Origin of the sequence: Streptomyces sp. NPDC127068 (genome assembly GCF_042724695.1) — a bacterium.
In the GTDB taxonomy this organism is placed as follows: domain Bacteria; phylum Actinomycetota; class Actinomycetes; order Streptomycetales; family Streptomycetaceae; genus Streptomyces.
The window spans coordinates 56,274-72,894 of record NZ_JBHXEN010000023.1 but is presented as its reverse complement, the minus strand read 5'-3'; the positions used below and the strand labels follow the sequence as shown (position 1 = coordinate 72,894).

16 protein-coding genes are annotated in these 16,621 nt (G+C 72.2%); 9 read left to right on the top strand and 7 right to left on the bottom strand.

Annotated features, from left to right (window positions below; all coding sequences use genetic code 11):
* Window positions 1–344: 344 nt before the first annotated feature.
* Complete coding sequence (locus ACFWIA_RS16710) at window positions 345–836, bottom strand: inorganic diphosphatase (RefSeq protein ID WP_385485152.1); 492 nt, start codon at window positions 834–836, stop codon at window positions 345–347.
* 240 nt (window positions 837–1,076) lie between these two features.
* Here ACFWIA_RS16710 and dacB point away from each other — a divergent pair, with 240 nt between their 5' ends.
* From dacB to folE, 6 genes are all read left to right on the top strand, one after another.
* Window positions 1,077–2,621, top strand: a complete 1,545-nt coding sequence (dacB, locus tag ACFWIA_RS16705; RefSeq protein WP_387005284.1) for a D-alanyl-D-alanine carboxypeptidase/D-alanyl-D-alanine-endopeptidase — start codon at window positions 1,077–1,079, stop codon at window positions 2,619–2,621.
* Window positions 2,622–3,175: 554 nt separating this feature from the next.
* Complete coding sequence (locus tag ACFWIA_RS16700; protein ID WP_387005164.1) at window positions 3,176–4,309, top strand: zinc-dependent metalloprotease; 1,134 nt, start codon at window positions 3,176–3,178, stop codon at window positions 4,307–4,309.
* Between the two features lie 364 nt (window positions 4,310–4,673).
* Window positions 4,674–5,756, top strand: a complete 1,083-nt coding sequence (tilS, locus tag ACFWIA_RS16695) for a tRNA lysidine(34) synthetase TilS (RefSeq protein ID WP_387005161.1) — start codon at window positions 4,674–4,676, stop codon at window positions 5,754–5,756.
* A 45-nt stretch (window positions 5,757–5,801) separates the two neighbouring features.
* Window positions 5,802–6,362, top strand: coding sequence for a hypoxanthine phosphoribosyltransferase (hpt, locus tag ACFWIA_RS16690; protein ID WP_385484153.1), 561 nt, complete (start codon window positions 5,802–5,804; stop codon window positions 6,360–6,362).
* A 219-nt stretch (window positions 6,363–6,581) separates the two neighbouring features.
* Window positions 6,582–8,624 (top strand): ATP-dependent zinc metalloprotease FtsH, encoded by a 2,043-nt coding sequence (gene ftsH / locus ACFWIA_RS16685; RefSeq protein ID WP_387005157.1) that lies wholly within the window; start codon window positions 6,582–6,584, stop codon window positions 8,622–8,624.
* Window positions 8,625–8,795: 171 nt separating this feature from the next.
* Window positions 8,796–9,401, top strand: a complete 606-nt coding sequence (gene folE, locus ACFWIA_RS16680) for a GTP cyclohydrolase I FolE (protein WP_387005154.1) — start codon at window positions 8,796–8,798, stop codon at window positions 9,399–9,401.
* Between the two features lie 52 nt (window positions 9,402–9,453).
* Here folE and ACFWIA_RS16675 read toward each other — a convergent pair whose 3' ends face one another.
* The 6 genes from ACFWIA_RS16675 to ACFWIA_RS16650 form a co-directional block, all read right to left on the bottom strand.
* Window positions 9,454–9,948, bottom strand: coding sequence for a DUF3180 domain-containing protein (locus ACFWIA_RS16675; RefSeq protein WP_385484145.1), 495 nt, complete (start codon window positions 9,946–9,948; stop codon window positions 9,454–9,456).
* A gap of 103 nt (window positions 9,949–10,051) precedes the next feature.
* Window positions 10,052–10,648, bottom strand: coding sequence for a 2-amino-4-hydroxy-6-hydroxymethyldihydropteridine diphosphokinase (folK, locus tag ACFWIA_RS16670; RefSeq protein ID WP_387005150.1), 597 nt, complete (start codon window positions 10,646–10,648; stop codon window positions 10,052–10,054).
* Window positions 10,645–11,004, bottom strand: coding sequence for a dihydroneopterin aldolase (gene folB, locus ACFWIA_RS16665; protein ID WP_387005147.1), 360 nt, complete (start codon window positions 11,002–11,004; stop codon window positions 10,645–10,647). Before folB ends, folK begins: the two co-directional genes overlap by 4 nt.
* Window positions 11,005–11,119: 115 nt before the next feature.
* Complete coding sequence (locus tag ACFWIA_RS16660) at window positions 11,120–11,680, bottom strand: nuclear transport factor 2 family protein (protein ID WP_387005145.1); 561 nt, start codon at window positions 11,678–11,680, stop codon at window positions 11,120–11,122.
* Window positions 11,677–12,537, bottom strand: coding sequence for a dihydropteroate synthase (gene folP, locus ACFWIA_RS16655; protein WP_387005142.1), 861 nt, complete (start codon window positions 12,535–12,537; stop codon window positions 11,677–11,679). Before folP ends, ACFWIA_RS16660 begins: the two co-directional genes overlap by 4 nt.
* A 67-nt stretch (window positions 12,538–12,604) precedes the next feature.
* The gene (locus ACFWIA_RS16650) at window positions 12,605–13,762 is read right to left on the bottom strand and encodes an ABC transporter ATP-binding protein (RefSeq protein WP_387005140.1); all 1,158 of its coding nucleotides are present in this window, start codon (window positions 13,760–13,762) and stop codon (window positions 12,605–12,607) included.
* A 244-nt stretch (window positions 13,763–14,006) separates the two neighbouring features.
* Here ACFWIA_RS16650 and ACFWIA_RS16645 point away from each other — a divergent pair, with 244 nt between their 5' ends.
* From ACFWIA_RS16645 to ACFWIA_RS16635, 3 genes are all read left to right on the top strand, one after another.
* A complete protein-coding gene (locus ACFWIA_RS16645) occupies window positions 14,007–14,768 on the top strand; it encodes an ABC transporter permease (protein ID WP_387005137.1) in 762 nt (253 codons plus the stop codon).
* Window positions 14,765–15,445, top strand: coding sequence for an ABC transporter permease (locus ACFWIA_RS16640; protein ID WP_387005135.1), 681 nt, complete (start codon window positions 14,765–14,767; stop codon window positions 15,443–15,445). Before ACFWIA_RS16645 ends, ACFWIA_RS16640 begins: the two co-directional genes overlap by 4 nt.
* Before the next feature lie 76 nt (window positions 15,446–15,521).
* Complete coding sequence (locus tag ACFWIA_RS16635) at window positions 15,522–16,586, top strand: ABC transporter substrate-binding protein (protein ID WP_387005132.1); 1,065 nt, start codon at window positions 15,522–15,524, stop codon at window positions 16,584–16,586.
* The last annotated feature ends 35 nt before the right edge of the window (window positions 16,587–16,621 follow it).

Below are 16,621 nucleotides of genomic sequence, written 5' to 3'. Positions count from 1 at the left end.
GCCCGTCTGCTCCGGGGCGTTCCGTGCTCCCGGGGTTTTCCGCTCGCTCACCGCGCCCCTCTCCGTACCGTGCCCGGGTGCCGCCTCTCCCGTCCGTCCTCCACTTGTTCCACGCCGACCCGGGAACCGCACGGGGAAGGCGCCGTACGGGCTCGCCCGGGGAACGGCCGCATGGGGACCGCGTACCCGGGAACCGGGCCGGCACGTCCTGCCGTTCCCGGACGTCCGTGCGGTTCCCGCACCGCGGTCCCGTTGCGCACGCTCAGTATGCGCGCCCCCAACGGAACGGGCCGTGCGCCCCCCGGATGGGGGACGCACGGCCCGTTGGCGTACGGATGCGACCGTCAGTGGCCGCCCTGCTCCTTGAGCCGCTCGTAGGACCGCTCGATCTCGGCCTCGGCCTCGCTGCGGCCCACCCAGTCGGCGCCCTCGACCGACTTGCCCGGCTCCAGGTCCTTGTAGACCTCGAAGAAGTGCTGGATCTCCAGGCGGTCGAACTCGGACACGTGGTGGATGTCCCGCAGGTGCTCCACCCGCGGGTCCGACGCGGGCACGCACAGCAGCTTGTCGTCGCCGCCCGCCTCGTCGGTCATGCGGAACATGCCGATCGCCCGGCAACGGATCAGGCAACCCGGGAAGGTCGGCTCGTCCAGGATGACGAGCGCATCCAGCGGGTCACCGTCCTCGCCGAGGGTGTTCTCCACGAAACCGTAGTCCGCCGGGTAGCTCGTCGACGTGAACAGTCGACGGTCGAGGCGGATGCGACCGGTCTCGTGGTCCACCTCGTACTTGTTGCGCGAACCCTTCGGAATCTCGATCGTGACGTCGAACTCCACCGGTGGCTCCTCCATGATCAGCCCATAATTCTGACAACGCCCTGCCGCCCGCGGGGGGCCACCCCTCGGGGCGCCCGACGCGGTCGGCGCCCGGGGGCGGCTACCGCCGTACGGCCCCCCGCCCCCGCCCGGATGGTGGTCGGGGTCTGCCGGGATGTCGTACCCCCGGCAAGACGCAGTGGTTAAGTGTCCCTCACGCATGTGTGTGATCGCGAAAGGGGCTGGTCGGTCGTGCCGGAGCTGCCGGAGCCGAAGCCGTCGCTGCACGTCAGACGGCTCGTGGAGCGCTCGAAGGCGCTGCTCACCGCGGTCCGGACGCTACGTCCGACGGAGCTCGGGACCTGGCAGGTCACGACGGGTGCCGCCGTGGCCGGTCTGGCGCTGGCGGCCGGATCCCTGGCGATCGCGGGCCCGTGGGATGCGTCGGGCCAGCGTACGGCGGAACGTGACCGGGCCGATGCGCTGCGCTCCGGGGGTGGCGCACATCACGAGGCCGCCGGAGGCTCGGGCGCCCGGGCGCGCAAGGTCCCACCGCGCGCCCCCACAGTGCTGGACGCGCTGGGGGTGCCGGACGCCCGGGACCCCCTGCCGCGCCGCAGCGTCCTCGCCGACCGCCTGGGGCCCCTGCTGAAGGAGGCGCCTCCGGGGACCCGCACCGCGGCGGCCGTCGTGGACGCGGCCACCGGCGAACTGCTCTGGGGCAAGGACCCCGCCGACGCGCTCACCCCCGCCTCTACCACCAAGGTCGCGACCGCGGTCGCCGCCCTGGCCGCCGCAGGCCCCGAGCACCGGATCACCACCCGGACCGTCCTCGAACCGGCCGCCGGCAAGGACCCGGCCCGGCTGGTCCTCGTCGGGGGCGGCGACCCGACCCTCACCGCGCGCGCGGACGCCCGCGGCAACGCCTCCCTGCGCGACCTCGCGGACCGCACGGCGCGCGCCCTGGCGAAGACCGGCACCCGCGAGGTGCGGCTCGCGTACGACACCTCCCTGTACGCCGGGCCCCCGGTTCACCCCATCGGGCGCAACGACAACATCGCCACCGTCACCGCCCTGATGGTGGACGAGGGCCGCCTCGACGACTCCTCCAGCGGCCCGGCCCCCCGCAGCGCGGACCCGGCGAAGGACGCGGCCGACCGGTTCGCCGACCTGCTCGCCGACCGGGGCGTCGAGGTCGAGGGCGCACCGGCCTCCCGGAAGGCGGCCGGCGGCGCCCGCGAGGTGGCCGCGGTCACCTCGCCCCCCGTGGCGGCCCTGGTCGAGCGGATGCTGACGTACAGCGACAACGACCTCGCCGAGGCGCTGGCCCGGCAGACGGCGATCGCCGCGGGCCGGGAGGCGAGCTTCAAGGGCGGCGGCGCGGCCATAAAGCAGGAGCTCGACAAGGTCGGCGTGCCCCTGGGCGGGGTGCGGTTCGCGGACGGCAGCGGGCTCGCCCGGGCCGACCGGCTGTCGCCCGGCACGCTGACCGCGCTGCTCGCCAGGGCCGCCCGGCCGGACGGTTCCGCGCTGCGGCCGGCGCTCACCGGGCTGCCGGTCGCCGGCTTCACCGGAACCCTGAGAAATCGTTACTCCTCCGGTGCGGGTGCGGAGGGCACGGGGTTGGTCCGGGCGAAGACCGGGACGCTCACGGGGGTGCACGCGCTGGCCGGGACGGTCGTGGACCGGGACGGCCGGCTGCTCGCGTTCTCCTTCATGACGGACGGTCCCGCGACGGACCCCGCGGCTGCGCAGTCGCGTCTCGACCGCATGGCCGCGACGCTCGTCGCCTGCGGCTGCGCGTAAACGCTCCGCTGACCTTCCGCACGGCACGTCCCGCTCGGCGTGCGCTGTTCAGCTCGGGTGCGCGGTGCGGTTGCGCAGTTCCCCGCGCCCCTGATCGGGTGCGTCCTCGTGGGCGTGCGCGGTCCCTGTGCGGGTGCGCTGATGGTTCGCGCAGTTCCCCGCGCCCCTATCGCCTGCGCGACTGTTGGGCCGGGTGCCTCCCGACCGGTGTGCCCCGATAGGGGCGCGGGGAACTGCGCAATCCCACAGCGCACCCGCCCAGGAACCGCGCACGCGCAGCGGAACGCACCCGCCCAGGGCCAGCGCACCCGAGCAGGACGTACCCAATCAGGGGCGCGGGGAACTGCGCGGAACCACAGCGCACCCGAGCCGGACCACGCACGCGCAGCGGAACGCACCCGCACAGGAACCACGCACCGCGCAGCGGGACGTACCGCAGGGGGCGCGGGGAACTGCGCGGGCAACACACCACGCACCCGCGGGGAACCGCCACGACCACCCCCCGAACCCCCCAAGCCCCGCAGGGACCCGCACGGGTCCCGTACCGTTGACGCATGACGAGCATCGGTGGTGCGGAGATGGTCGACTGGAACCTCGCGGTGGCGACCGCGACCCGACTCGTGCGACCGGGCCCCGAAGTGAGCCGGGACGAGGCGCGAGCGATCGTCGCCGAACTGCGTCGGCACGCCAAGTCGTCCGAGGAACACGTGCGGAACTACACCCGCATGGTCGGACCGGAACACCCGGTCGAACACGACACCCCCGTCCTGGTGGTGGACCGCCCGGGCTGGGTCCGGGCGAACGTCGCGGGCTTCCGCGAGATCCTGAAACCCCTGTTGGAGAAGATGCAGGAGCGCCGCGGCAGCACCCCGGGCGGCGCGGTCTTCGGCGCGGTCGGCGGCAAGGTCACCGGCGTGGAACTGGGCATGCTGCTGTCGTTCCTGTCGTCCCGGGTCCTCGGCCAGTACGAGACCTTCGCCCCGGCCACCCGGGAACTCCCGGCGGGCGCCAACGGCGGCGGCCGACTGCTCCTGGTGGCGCCGAACATCGTCCACGTGGAACGCGAGCTGGACGTCAACCCGCGCGACTTCCGCCTCTGGGTGTGCCTCCACGAGGAGACCCACCGGACCCAGTTCACCGCCGTCCCCTGGCTGCGCGACCATCTGGAGGGCGAGATCCAGACGTTCCTGGCCGAGACCGATGTGGACCCGATGACGTTCCTCGAACGCATCAGGGAAGCCGCGCAGTCGCTGGCCGGGGGCCGCCCGGAGGGCGAGGAGGACGACGGCGGCCGGTCGCTCGTCGAACTGGTGCAGACCCCGGCGCAGCGCGAGGTCCTGGGCCGGCTGACGGCCGTGATGTCCCTGCTCGAAGGCCACGCCGACTACGTCATGGACGGAGTGGGCCCGGCCGTGGTCCCGTCCGTCGCGGAGATCCGGGAGAAGTTCCAGCAGCGCCGCGCCCGCGGCGCCTCCCGACTCGACCAGGCCCTGCGCAAGCTCCTCGGACTCGACGCCAAGCTCCGTCAGTACCGCGACGGCGAACGTTTCGTACGGGCCGTGGTCGACCAGGTCGGCATGGACGGTTTCAACCGCGCCTGGACCTCCCCGAACACGCTGCCCACCAAGGCGGAGATCAGCAAACCGGCGGACTGGATCGCGCGGGTGCACGGTAAGGCAGAGGCGTGAACCCCCGGCGGCCGACGGCAGGGGAACGCCTTCGCAATCACCCGTCCGAGGGACCGTGAGCCCCTGACAGGCGTGCAATGCTCGGGGAACGGCTCGGCTCTGTCACCATCGACACACTCTGAGTGACCGGGCGCGGCGGCACAGCGGCCCGTTCCGGTCGTCCGGAGACCGAACGGCAGCACGATCACGGGCGGCGCACCCGGGGACTCCCGGGACGCACGCCGGCGGTCGGCCCGGAGATCCCGGTGATCCCGGCGATCCGGAAGGGCGCCCCGCTCCACGCGGTTCCGGTGACCCCGGACAGCCCGGAGATCGGTCGACAGATCCGAGCCCCCACCCCCGAACTTCACGAAGGGAACCGGACATGGGTCCCCATCCTGCGGTCGCGGCGATACGCCTGGCGGTCCGCCGCGTCCTCCACGACCTGCTCACCGAACACGACCTGCGCGCGGACCCCGCACCCCCGGCCGCCAGCGCACCCCCACCTCGTACGCCCTCGCGCACGCCCCGCGCGCCGCGGACCGCCGCGACCTCCTCCCCCCTGGTGCTCGTCGCCTGCTCCGGCGGCGCCGACTCGGTGGCGCTGGCCTCCGCACTCGCCTTCGAGGCCCCCAAGCTCGACATCCGGGCCGGCGGCATCACCGTCGACCACGGACTCCAGCCCGGCTCCGCGGCCCGCGCCGACGAGGTGGCCGCCCGCCTCACCGCCCTCGGTCTCGCCCCGGTCGAGGCCGTCGGCGTGACCGTGGGCCGCGACGGCGGACCCGAGGCCGCCGCCCGGGACGCCCGCTACGCCGCCCTGGACGCCGCCGCCGAGCGGCACGGGGCGGTCGCCGTGCTGCTCGGCCACACCCGCGACGACCAGGCCGAGACCGTCCTGTTGGGCCTCGCCCGGGGCTCCGGCATCCGCTCGCTGTCCGGGATGGCCGCGGTCTCGGGCGCCGCGGGCCGCTACCGACGCCCGTTCCTGCACCTCGACCGACAGACCGCCCGCAAGGCGTGCCTCGTCCAACACCTGCCGGTGTGGGACGACCCGCACAACACCGACCCCGCCTACACCAGGTCCCGGCTGCGCCACGAGGGCCTGCCCGCGCTGGAGAAGGCGCTCGGCAAGGGGGTCGTGGAGGCGCTGGCCCGGACGGCCCAGCTGTCCCGGGACGACGCCGACGCCCTGGACTCCTGGGCCGCCCAGGCCGACAGCGCGGTCCGTGACCCGTCCGGGCTCCTTGAGTGCGCCAAGTTGTACGCCCTGCCGTCCGCCGTGCGCCGGCGCGTGTTGCGCCGCGCGGCCATTGACGCGGGCGCCCCCGCGGGCTCCCTCTTCGCCCGGCACATCGAGGAGGTCGACCGTCTCATCACCGGTTGGCGGGGACAGGGCGCCATCAATCTCCCCGGCCGGGTCGTGGCCCAGCGGCAGGGTGGCAGACTGGTGATCCGGCAAAGCTGAGCCGGGCCCGGGCGGGCCCGGCAGCGGCTCGGACAACCGAAAGTGATGCGGGTGGACGCGAAAGACATGGGCACCGACCTCCAGTCGGTGCTCATCACCAAGGAAGAGATCGACGCGAAGCTGGCTGAGCTGGCTGCGAAGATCGACGCGGAGTACGCGGGCAAGGACCTTCTGATCGTCGGTGTCCTGAAGGGCGCCGTGATGGTGATGGCGGACCTGGCACGCGCGCTGTCCACCCCCGTCACGATGGACTGGATGGCGGTGTCGTCGTACGGCGCGGGCACCCAGTCCTCCGGGGTGGTGCGCATCCTCAAGGACCTCGACACCGACATCAAGGGCAAACACGTCCTGATCGTCGAGGACATCATCGACTCCGGGCTCACCCTGTCCTGGTTGATCTCCAACCTCGGCTCCCGCGAACCGGCGACCCTCAAGGTGTGCACGCTGCTGCGCAAGCCGGAGGCCGCCAAGGTCGCGATCGACGTCGAGTGGGTCGGCTTCGACATCCCCAACGAGTTCGTCGTCGGCTACGGCCTCGACTACGCGGAGAAGTACCGCAACCTGCCGTTCGTGGGTACGCTCGCGCCCCACGTGTACGGCGGCTGAGCCGTTCGGCACGGCCCCGGGCCGGGCGGACGGGGCGCCCGGGAACCCTCGGGGCCTTCCCGCCGTTGGAGCAAGCGGAGGCGGGATCGCCGCGGCATTGCCGCGGGATTGGCACCAGCACGCTGCGGCTTCGGGTGACAATGCTGGGGTACCGTCCGAAGAACAGTCTTTATCAAACTCACTATGGCAGGAGGGACGGGGCGGCACCGCTCCGTATGGATGGACGTGAAGCGATACTTCCGTGGGCCCGTGATGTGGATCGTGCTGGCCGTCCTCGCCGTGGTCGTGTTGATGCAGGTCGTCGGCTCGTCCGGCGGCTACAAGACGGTGGACACCGGCCAGGTCATCCAGGCCATCAGTAACAACCAGGTGAAGTCTGCCCAGCTCACCACGGGCAACTCCCAGACGATCAAGATCACGCTGAAGGACGGCCAGAAGGTCGAGGGCCAGACCAAGGTCCAGGCGAGCTACATCGGCGACCAGGGCGCCGACCTCGCCGCCGACCTCCAGGCCAAGTACCAGGACAAGCAGATCCCCGACGGCTACACCGTCCAGCCCTCGAAGGACAACCCCTTCCTCGGCATCCTGCTCTCCCTGCTGCCCTTCGTCCTCATCGTGGTCGTCTTCCTGTTCCTGATGAACCAGATGCAGGGCGGCGGCTCCCGAGTGATGAACTTCGGGAAGTCGAAGGCCAAGCTCATCACCAAGGACACCCCGAAGACGACGTTCGCCGACGTGGCGGGCTCCGACGAGGCCGTCGAGGAACTCCACGAGATCAAGGAGTTCCTCCAGGAGCCGGCGAAGTTCCAGGCCGTCGGCGCCAAGATCCCCAAGGGCGTGCTGCTGTACGGCCCCCCCGGAACCGGCAAGACGCTCCTGGCGCGCGCCGTCGCCGGCGAGGCCGGCGTGCCGTTCTACTCGATCTCGGGTTCCGACTTCGTCGAGATGTTCGTCGGTGTCGGTGCCTCCCGGGTCCGTGACCTCTTCGAGCAGGCCAAGGCGAACGCCCCGGCGATCGTCTTCGTCGACGAGATCGACGCGGTCGGTCGCCACCGCGGCGCCGGTCTCGGCGGTGGCCACGACGAGCGCGAGCAGACGCTGAACCAGCTGCTCGTGGAGATGGACGGCTTCGACGTGAAGGGCGGCGTCATCCTGATCGCCGCCACCAACCGGCCCGACATCCTCGACCCGGCGCTGCTGCGTCCGGGCCGTTTCGACCGGCAGATCGCCGTCGACCGTCCCGACATGCAGGGCCGGCTGGAGATCCTCAAGGTCCACCAGAAGGGCAAGCCGGTCGCACCGGACGTCGACCTCGCGGCCGTCGCCCGTCGCACCCCCGGCTTCACCGGCGCGGACCTGAGCAACGTCCTCAACGAGGCCGCCCTGCTTACCGCCCGCAGCGACCTGAAGCTGATCGACAACCACATGCTCGACGAGGCCATCGACCGCGTCGTGGCGGGCCCGCAGAAGCGGACCCGGATCATGTCGGACAAGGAAAAGAAGATCACCGCGTACCACGAGGGCGGACACGCCCTGGTCGCGGCGGCCTCGCCCAACTCCGACCCGGTCCACAAGATCACGATCCTGTCGCGCGGCCGTGCCCTCGGCTACACGATGGTCCTCCCCGAGGAGGACAAGTACTCCACCACGCGCAACGAGATGCTCGACCAGCTCGCGTACATGCTGGGCGGGCGCGCGGCGGAGGAGCTCGTCTTCCACGACCCGACGACCGGCGCGGCCAACGACATCGAGAAGGCCACGACCACCGCGCGCGCGATGGTCACGCAGTACGGCATGACCGAGCGGCTGGGCGCGATCAAGTTCGGCGGCGACAACACCGAGCCGTTCCTCGGCCGGGAGATGGGGCACCAGCGCGACTACTCGGAAGAGGTCGCCGCGCTCGTCGACGAAGAAGTCAAGAAGCTCATCGAGAACGCGCACAACGAGGCGTGGGAGATCCTCGTCGAGAACCGCGACGTCCTCGACAACCTGGTGCTCCAGCTGCTGGAGCGCGAGACCCTGGGCAAGGAGGAGATCGCCGAGATCTTCTCCTCCCTGATCAAGCGCCCGGCCCGCCCGGCGTGGACGGGTTCCTCGCGGCGTACGCCCTCGACGCGTCCGCCGGTCCTCTCCCCGAAGGAACTGTCGCTGACGAACGGCGCCGGTGGCGCCACCCCGTCGCTGACGACCAAGGCCGAGGCGACCCCGGTCGCCCCGGTCGAGGCCCCCTCCCCGCAGGAGGAAGGTCGCGCGGACAGCTGACCGCGCGTCGCCGGCGCGACCGCCCCGGGGCTCACCGCCCCGTTCCGTGGCCGCGCCGGTGCCCATCGGGCCCGGAATGTGTGCCGCGCCCCCCTAGTTACTCTTGGGGGGCGCGGCATTTTCGTGTGTCCCGCACGTACCCGTCTGTACGGCTAAGGAACGAGGCAGACCATGACCGACCCCGTGACGCTGGACGGCGAGGGCACGATAGGCGAGTTCGACGCGAAGCGCGCGGAGGACGCCGTCCGGGAGCTGCTCATCGCCGTGGGGGAGGACCCGGACCGGGAGGGCCTGCGGGAAACCCCGGCCCGGGTCGCCCGCGCGTACCGGGAGATCCTGGGCGGGCTGTGGCAACAGCCGGAGGACGTCCTGACGACGACGTTCGACCTGGGACACGACGAGATGGTCCTGGTGAAGGACATCGAGATCGTCAGCCTCTGCGAGCACCACCTGCTGCCCTTCCACGGCGTCGCCCACGTCGGGTACATCCCGGCCGAGTCCGGCAAGATCACCGGGCTGTCGAAGCTGGCCCGGCTGGTCGAGGTCTACGCCCGTCGCCCCCAGGTGCAGGAGCGGCTGACCACCCAGATCGCCGACTCGCTGATGCGCATCCTGGAGGCCCGGGGCGCGATCGTCGTGGTGGAGGCCGAGCACATGTGCATGTCGGTGCGGGGCATCCGCAAGCCGGGCGCCAAGACGACGACGTCCGCGGTGCGCGGGCAGCTGCGGGACGCGACGACCCGCGCGGAGGCGATGAGCCTGATCCTGGCGAGGTGAGCCGACGCCGGTGTGCGGCGCCCGGGGGCCGTGCGCGCGGACCCCGCGGGCCTCAGACCCCGCGGGCCTCGGTGCCCGGGGGGTGCGGGGTGTCGTCGTCCTCGGGGAGCTTGCAGACGCGTTCGAGGAAGAGCGCGGCGGCCACCACGGCGATCCCGGCGAGCACCGAGAACCCGGCGTAGACGGCCTGGTCACGACGGACCGGGACGTCGAGGGAGCCGAGCAGGAAGATCCCGATCCCGCCGTAGAGCCCCGAGATCAGCGCCGCGACCAGCGCACTGGACTGGCCGAAGACCAGGGCCCGCGCCGCCATCAACGGGTCGACGCCCTTCGCCCCGGGCTCCCGGTCCCGCTGGGCGCGCAGCCGCGCCCGTAGCGACAGGGCGGTGGCGGTGAGCACCGCCGCGATCACCGCGAGCACGATCGGTGCGGCGAGCGGCACGCCCGGCAGGGTGCCGACGGAGTCCCACAGGCGGGCTCCCGCCCAGGACACGACCCCGGTCCCGACGAAGAGACCGAGCAGGGTCCTGATGCGCAGCTGATTCACGTCGTCCCTTCAGTCCTACGGCAGTCCTACAGCCGTCCTACGACCGGCCCGGTGGCCGGTGGTGGGGGCAGCCGGTGGTGGTGCCCTCGGTTGACCTTAACGACTACTCGGGCAACTGGAGTTCCAGGTCGCCGCGCGGGGTGACGGCGCCGGGGGCGAGGCCCGCCAGCAGGTCGGCGACGGGGCCGTGTCCGGGCAGCTCGGCGGCGGCGTCGACGTCGTGCCAGGGGGCCAGGACGAAGGCGCGCTGGTGGGCCCGGGGGTGGGGGAGGGTGAGCTGGGGGTCGTCGGAGACCACGTCGGCGTAGGTGACGATGTCGACGTCCAGGGTGCGCGGCCCCCACCGTTCGTCCCGCACCCGCTGGTGGGCCTCTTCGATCGCCTGGGCGCGCTCCAGCAGCGAACCGGGCGGCAGGGTGGTCCGGACGACGGCGACGGCGTTGAAGTACGAGGGCTGGGAGCCGGACTCGACGCCCCAGGGCTCCGTCTCGTAGACGGGGGAGATTGCGGTGACCCGCAGTCCGGGGGTGTCCTCCAGGGCGTCGACGGCGCCCTGGAGGGTTTCCAGCCGGTTGCCCAGGTTGCTGCCGAGGGAGAGCACGGCGAGCCTGGGGTTGCTGAGGGTGGTGTCGGCGGCGTCCACCTGCGCGGTCACCGAGGCGGGCACCGGCTGCACGGTGGGGTCCGGCTGGGCTGTCATACGCGGCTCCGGGTGATGGTGACGGTCACGTCGTCGAAGGGGACGGTGATGGGCGCGTCGGGTTTGTGGACGCACACCTCGACCTCCTGGACGGCGTCGTGGCCCAGACAGGCGGTGGCGATGCGTTCGGCGAGCGTTTCGACCAGGTTGACCGGCTCGCCCTCGACGATGGCGACGACCTCCTCGGCGACGATGCCGTAGTGGACGGTCTTCTCCAGGTCGTCGCCGGCCGCCGCCGGACGGGTGTCGAGGCTCAGGGTCACGTCCACGAGGAACGTCTGGCCCTCCTCGCGTTCCCGGGGAAACACGCCGTGGTGCCCACGGGCCTTCAGGCCGCGCAGCGCGACACGATCCACGCCCGTCCTCCTGCTCGTCGTCGAAATGGGATGTCGAACGAGGCTACCCGGGCCCGCCGACGCCACCCCTCCGCGGGGTGCGCCGGCACGGACGCGTCCTGCGGACCCGGCGGGGTCAACCGGTGGGCTCGCCGGGCTCGCCGTCCGGGTCGCCGACCGCCTCGGAGAGCACCGGGGAGGCGTGGTGCGACCAGAGCTTCCAGCCCAGCGGGGTGTGGTGGAACACGTTCGTGGCGACCACGAGCTGCCCCACCAGGGGCCCCAGCTCGCCGCCGTCCTCGGGGGCGGGGCCACCGCTGAGGATGTTCTCGGTGCAGGTCACCAGGGCCGTCCCGCCGGACACGGAGACCAAGAGGTCGGTCAGGAAGAACTGGATGTACTCGGTGTTCGCCATGATCAGCGCATAGGACCTGAGGACTTCGCCGCGGCCGGTGAGCGGGGACCAGCCGGGGTGCACGCAGGAGATCTCCGGCGCCGGGCCCGAGACGTCGGACAGGTCGCGTTCGTCCAGCCAGACGTCCGAGAGCGCGTCGAAGTCGCCCCGTTCCAAGGCCTCGTAGAAGGCGGTGTTGGCGAGTTCGACCTCGTCCCGCTCGGTGCGGGGGGTCTGCGGACCGGCCGGTCCGTCGGGACCCGCGGGGCCGTCGGGCGTGCCGGGCGTACCGGGAGTGCTCATCGGGCTCCCTCGACGGCGCGGGCGACCCGGACGGCGTCGGCCGTGGCCCGCACCTCATGGACGCGGACGGCCCAGGCGCCGCCGTGGGCGGCGATCGCGGAGACGGCGGCGGTGGCCGCGTCCCGCTCGCGGGCCGGTGGCGGGGCGCCCTCGGGGCCCGCGAGGACCCGCCCCAGGAAACGTTTGCGGGAGGCGGCGACCAGCACCGGGTGGCCGAGGGCGCGCAGCCGGTCCAGCCGGGCGAGGAGCGCCAGGTCGTGGTCGACGTCCTTGGAGAAGCCGAGGCCGGGGTCCACGACTATCCGGTCGGCGGCCACCCCGCCGGCTATCACGGCGTCCACCCGGGTGCGCAGCTCGTCCACCACCTCGGTGACGACGTCGGCGTAGACGCCCCGGATCTGGGGGCCCTCCAGGAAGCCGCGCCAGTGCATCACCACGAAGGGGGCGCCCGCCGCCGCGACCACCGGGACCATGGCGGGGTCGGCGAGGCCGCCGCTGACGTCGTTGACCAGGAGCGCGCCCGCCGCGAGCGACTGTTCGGCGACGCTGGCGCGCATGGTGTCCACGGAGACCGCGGCCCCCTCGGCGGCCAGCTCCCGCACCACGGGCACGACCCGCCGCAGTTCCTCGTCCTCGTCGACCCGACGGGCCCCGGGCCGGGTGGACTCCCCTCCGACGTCGACCAGGTCGGCGCCCCGGCCGACCAGGTCGAGGCCGTGCTTGACGGCGGCGGTGGTGTCGAACCACCGACCTCCGTCGGAGAAGGAGTCCGGGGTCACGTTGACGACGCCCATGACCGCGCAGCGGTCCCACTCGGGCAGTCCGGCGACTCGTCCGCGGCCTGGGAACTGGTTCATGTTCCCAGCGTAGGCCCGCGCGGGCGGTGCCGGTCCCTCCGGCCGCCCCGGGCCGCCCGGGGGCGGGTCAGTTCCCGGACACCGTCTCCAGCGCGACCTCGGTACGGGGCACGTCCCGCAGCTGGGCCGCCGTGGACCTGCGCAGGGCCTCGTGCAGCCCGCCCGGGGTGAGCACCCCCAGGAACCGTCCCGCGCCCCCTGCGCCGGTTTCGTCGAGCACGGCGATCCAGCCCGCGTCGTGCTGGAGCATCGTGGCGAACGCCTGCTTCAGCGAGGCGCCCACCGGGAGCCACGCCTCCATCCGGCGGGCGTGCTCGCGGACCGTGCCGGTGCTCTCCCGGGCCCGCTCCGCGGACAGCCAGCCGTGCAGGGCGCCCGCGGAGTCCAGGACGACCGCCCAGCGCGCGTCCAGTTCCCGGGGGAGCGCGTCGTCCAGCCGCACCACCGGGGGCTGTTCCAGGTCGCCCTCCTCGATCGGCGTCACCGACAGCCGCTTCAGGCCCCGGTCCGCGCCGACGAAGTCGGCCACGTAGTCGTTGGCCGGGGCGCCCAGCACGGTCGCCGGGACGTCGAACTGTTCGATGCGCCCCTGCCCGTACACGGCGATCCGGTCACCGAGCCGGACGGCCTCCTCCAGGTCGTGGGTGACGAACAGCACGGTCTTGCGCACCGACTGCTGGAGGCGCAGGAACTCCGACTGGAGGCGTTCGCGGACCACCGGGTCGACCGCGCCGAAGGGCTCGTCCATCAGCAGCACCGGCGGGTCGGCGGCCAGCGCGCGGGCCACGCCGACGCGCTGGCGCTGGCCGCCGGAGAGCTGGTCGGGGTAGCGGTCGCCGTGGACCGAGGGGTCGAGGCCCACCAGGTCGAGGAGTTCCGCGGCCCGTTCGCGCGCCTTCGCCCGCCGCACGCCCAGCAGGTGCGGGACGGTGGCCGTGTTGTCGAGGACCGTGCGGTGCGGGAACAGCCCGACCTGTTGGATGACGTAGCCGATGCGGCGCCGCAGTTCGACCGGGTCGCCGTCGGCGATGTCGGCGCCGTCCAGGAGTATCCGGCCGCTCGACGGGTCGACGAGCCGGTTCACCATCTTCATCGTCGTGGTCTTCCCGCAGCCCGACGGGCCGACCAGCGTGACCAGTTCGCCGGCCGCGACCTCGAACGAGAGGTCGTCCACGGCCGTGGTGCCGTCGGGGTAACGCTTGCTCACGTTCTCGAACCGGATCATGCAGTCCCCCAGGGGTACGGGAAGTGTGAAGGCCGTGTTGCACCGGTACGGGCCGCGCCGGTGGTTGTCAGTGGCCGGGGTTAGGGTCGCCAGCACGACCGAATGTCCAAGGTTGTCAGATGTACGTTCGAGGAGTGCCCGCCGGAAAAGCGGGGAAACCGGGATTGCGGGAAGACCGGCGGGACCGGCTGCACGGGGAGCCCGGGCAGCCGTGGCCGGGGAGGAACGGGGGGAGGGTGTTCGGATGAGCACGCGCGACTGTCTGGTGGCGAACGACTGGATCTGCGGGGAGTACGTACGCTCCCGCAGCCAGGAACTGGTGGACGCGACGCTCGAACACCTCGCGATCACCTCCGTGTCGGTGCTGATCGGCGTGGTCGTGGCGGTGCCGCTGGCGCTGCTGGTCCGTCGCTGGCCGGTGCTGTCGGGCCCGGTCCTCGGGCTCACGACCCTGCTGTACTCGATCCCCTCGCTGGCGATGTTCTCCCTGTTGCTGCCGGTCTTCGGGCTGTCGGCCGCCCTGGTGGTCACGGGCCTGGTGCTGTATTCGCTGACGATCCTGGTCCGCAACGTCCTGATGGGCCTGGAGTCCGTCCCCGAGGAGGTCCGGGAGGCCGCCCGGGGCATGGGCTACGGGCCGGTGCGCCGACTCTGGGAGGTCGAACTCCCGCTGGCGCTGCCCGCGCTGCTCGCCGGGGTCCGGATCACCACGGTGGCCACGGTGGCGCTCACCACCGTCGGGGCGATCGTCGACTACGGCGGGCTCGGCACCCTGATCCTGGACGGCCTGGACACCAGCTTCAAGGCGCAGGTGCTCACCGCTTCGGTGCTGTGCGTGCTGCTGGCGCTGGCGGCGGACCTGCTGCTGCTGGGCGTCGGGCGGCTGCTCACCCCCTGGAGCCGCACCCCGCGCGCACCCCGCCGGCGGCGCGGCACCTCCGGCACCTCCGGCACCTCCAGCACCTCCAGCACCTCCGGCACGGGGAAGGCGGCCGAAGCGATATGAACGCGATATCGGGGGCGTACGACTGGCTGACCACCGGCGCCAACTGGCAGGGCGAGCGCGGCGTGTGGCAGCGGCTCGCCGAACACCTCTACTTCAGCGGGGTCTGCCTGCTGATCAGTTGCCTGATCGCGCTGCCGCTCGCCCTCTGGCTCGGCCACCTGGGCAAGGGCGGGGCGCTCGCGGTCAACCTTTCCAACATCGGCCGGGCGGTGCCCACCCTGGCCGTGCTGGTGCTCCTCACCCTGACCCCGCTCGGCACCCACGGGGACGCGCCGACCCTCGTCGCCCTGGTCCTCTTCGCGGTGCCGCCGCTGCTCACCAACGCGTACCTGGGCATGCGCGAGGTGGACCGGTCGGTGGTGGAGGCGGCCCGGGGCATGGGGATGAACGGACGGCAACTCTTCGCCCGGGTCGAACTGCCGCTGGCGTACCCGATGGTCATGGCCGGGGTCCGGTCCGCGGCGGTGCAGGTGGTGGCGACGGCGACCCTCGCCGCGATGGCGGGGGAGGGCGGCCTCGGACGGATCATCACCGCCGGGTTCAGCCTCCAGAACACCCCCCAGGTCGTCGCGGGCGCCTTCCTGGTGGCGGCGCTGGCCCTGCTCGTGGAAGGCGTGCTGGTGGTCACCGGCCGCCTCCTCGACCCGATGCGCGGACGGGCCCGCGCCACCCGCTGACTCTCCGCCGACGGGGCGCGCGCCCCGTCGCGAAGGAGAACGGCTCCTTCCACGAAAACGAAAAGGGACGGTCGACATGAACGGCACTCACCAGCACGGCACGGACCACCGGGCCCCCGCGGGCGCCCCCGGCGCGTTCGGCGACGGCAGCTCACCGCACACGGGTCGCGGTCGACCCCGAACACCGCGCAGAGCGGGGCGGACGGCGCTCGCCGCGCTGGCCGTGGCCGCGCTGACGGCCGCCGCCGGCTGCTCCGGCGACAGCCTGGAGGAGGAGGGCTCCAGCGGTTCGGGCGGTGGCAAGAAGGGTTCGCTGGTCGTCGGCGCCGCGGGATTCACCGAGGCGAAGGTGCTCGCCCAGCTGTACAAGCAGGTTCTCGCCGACGCCGGTTACTCGACCTCCGTGAAGACCGTGGAGAACCGTGAGATCTACGAACCGGCGCTGGAGAAGGGCACGATCGACGTCGTCCCCGAATACGCGGCGACGCTCGCCGAATTCCTCAACGCGGACAAAAACGGTCCGGATGCCGAGCCGGTGGCATCGTCCGATGTCGAGGCGACCGTCGCCGAGTTGAAGAAGCTCGCCGAACCGCGCGGGCTGAAGGTGCTGCCCGCCGGCAAGGCCGTCGACCAGAACGCGTTCGCCGTGAGTGAGGAATTCGCGAAGAAGCACGACCTCACGTCTCTTTCGGATCTCGGCAAGACGAACGAGAAGGTCACGATCGCGGCCGGCGACGAATGCGAGGTGCGGCCCTTCTGCGCACCGGGCCTCAAGAAGACGTACGGCATCGACGTCGCCGGGGTGGACCCCAAGGGCGTGGGAACCGTCCAGTCCAAGCAGGCCGTCAAGAACGGCACGGCCCAACTGGTCCTCACCACCACGACCGACGCCACCCTCGACTCCTTCGGGCTCGTCCTGCTCGCCGACGACAAGAAGCTCCAGAACGCCGACAACGTCCTTCCGGTGGTGAACGCCGCGGACGCCGGGGACAAGGAGATAGCCGACGCCCTGGCCAAGTTGACCGATGTGCTCTCAACAGATGATCTTGTAGAACTCAACCGCAAGGTCGACGCCGAGCGGCAGAAGGAGGCCGATGTGGCGAAGGAGTATCTGGAGTCGAAGGGCTTGCTCAAGAAGTAAAGACCGGGCGGCGCCGCGTTTTTGTGCGGGCGGGG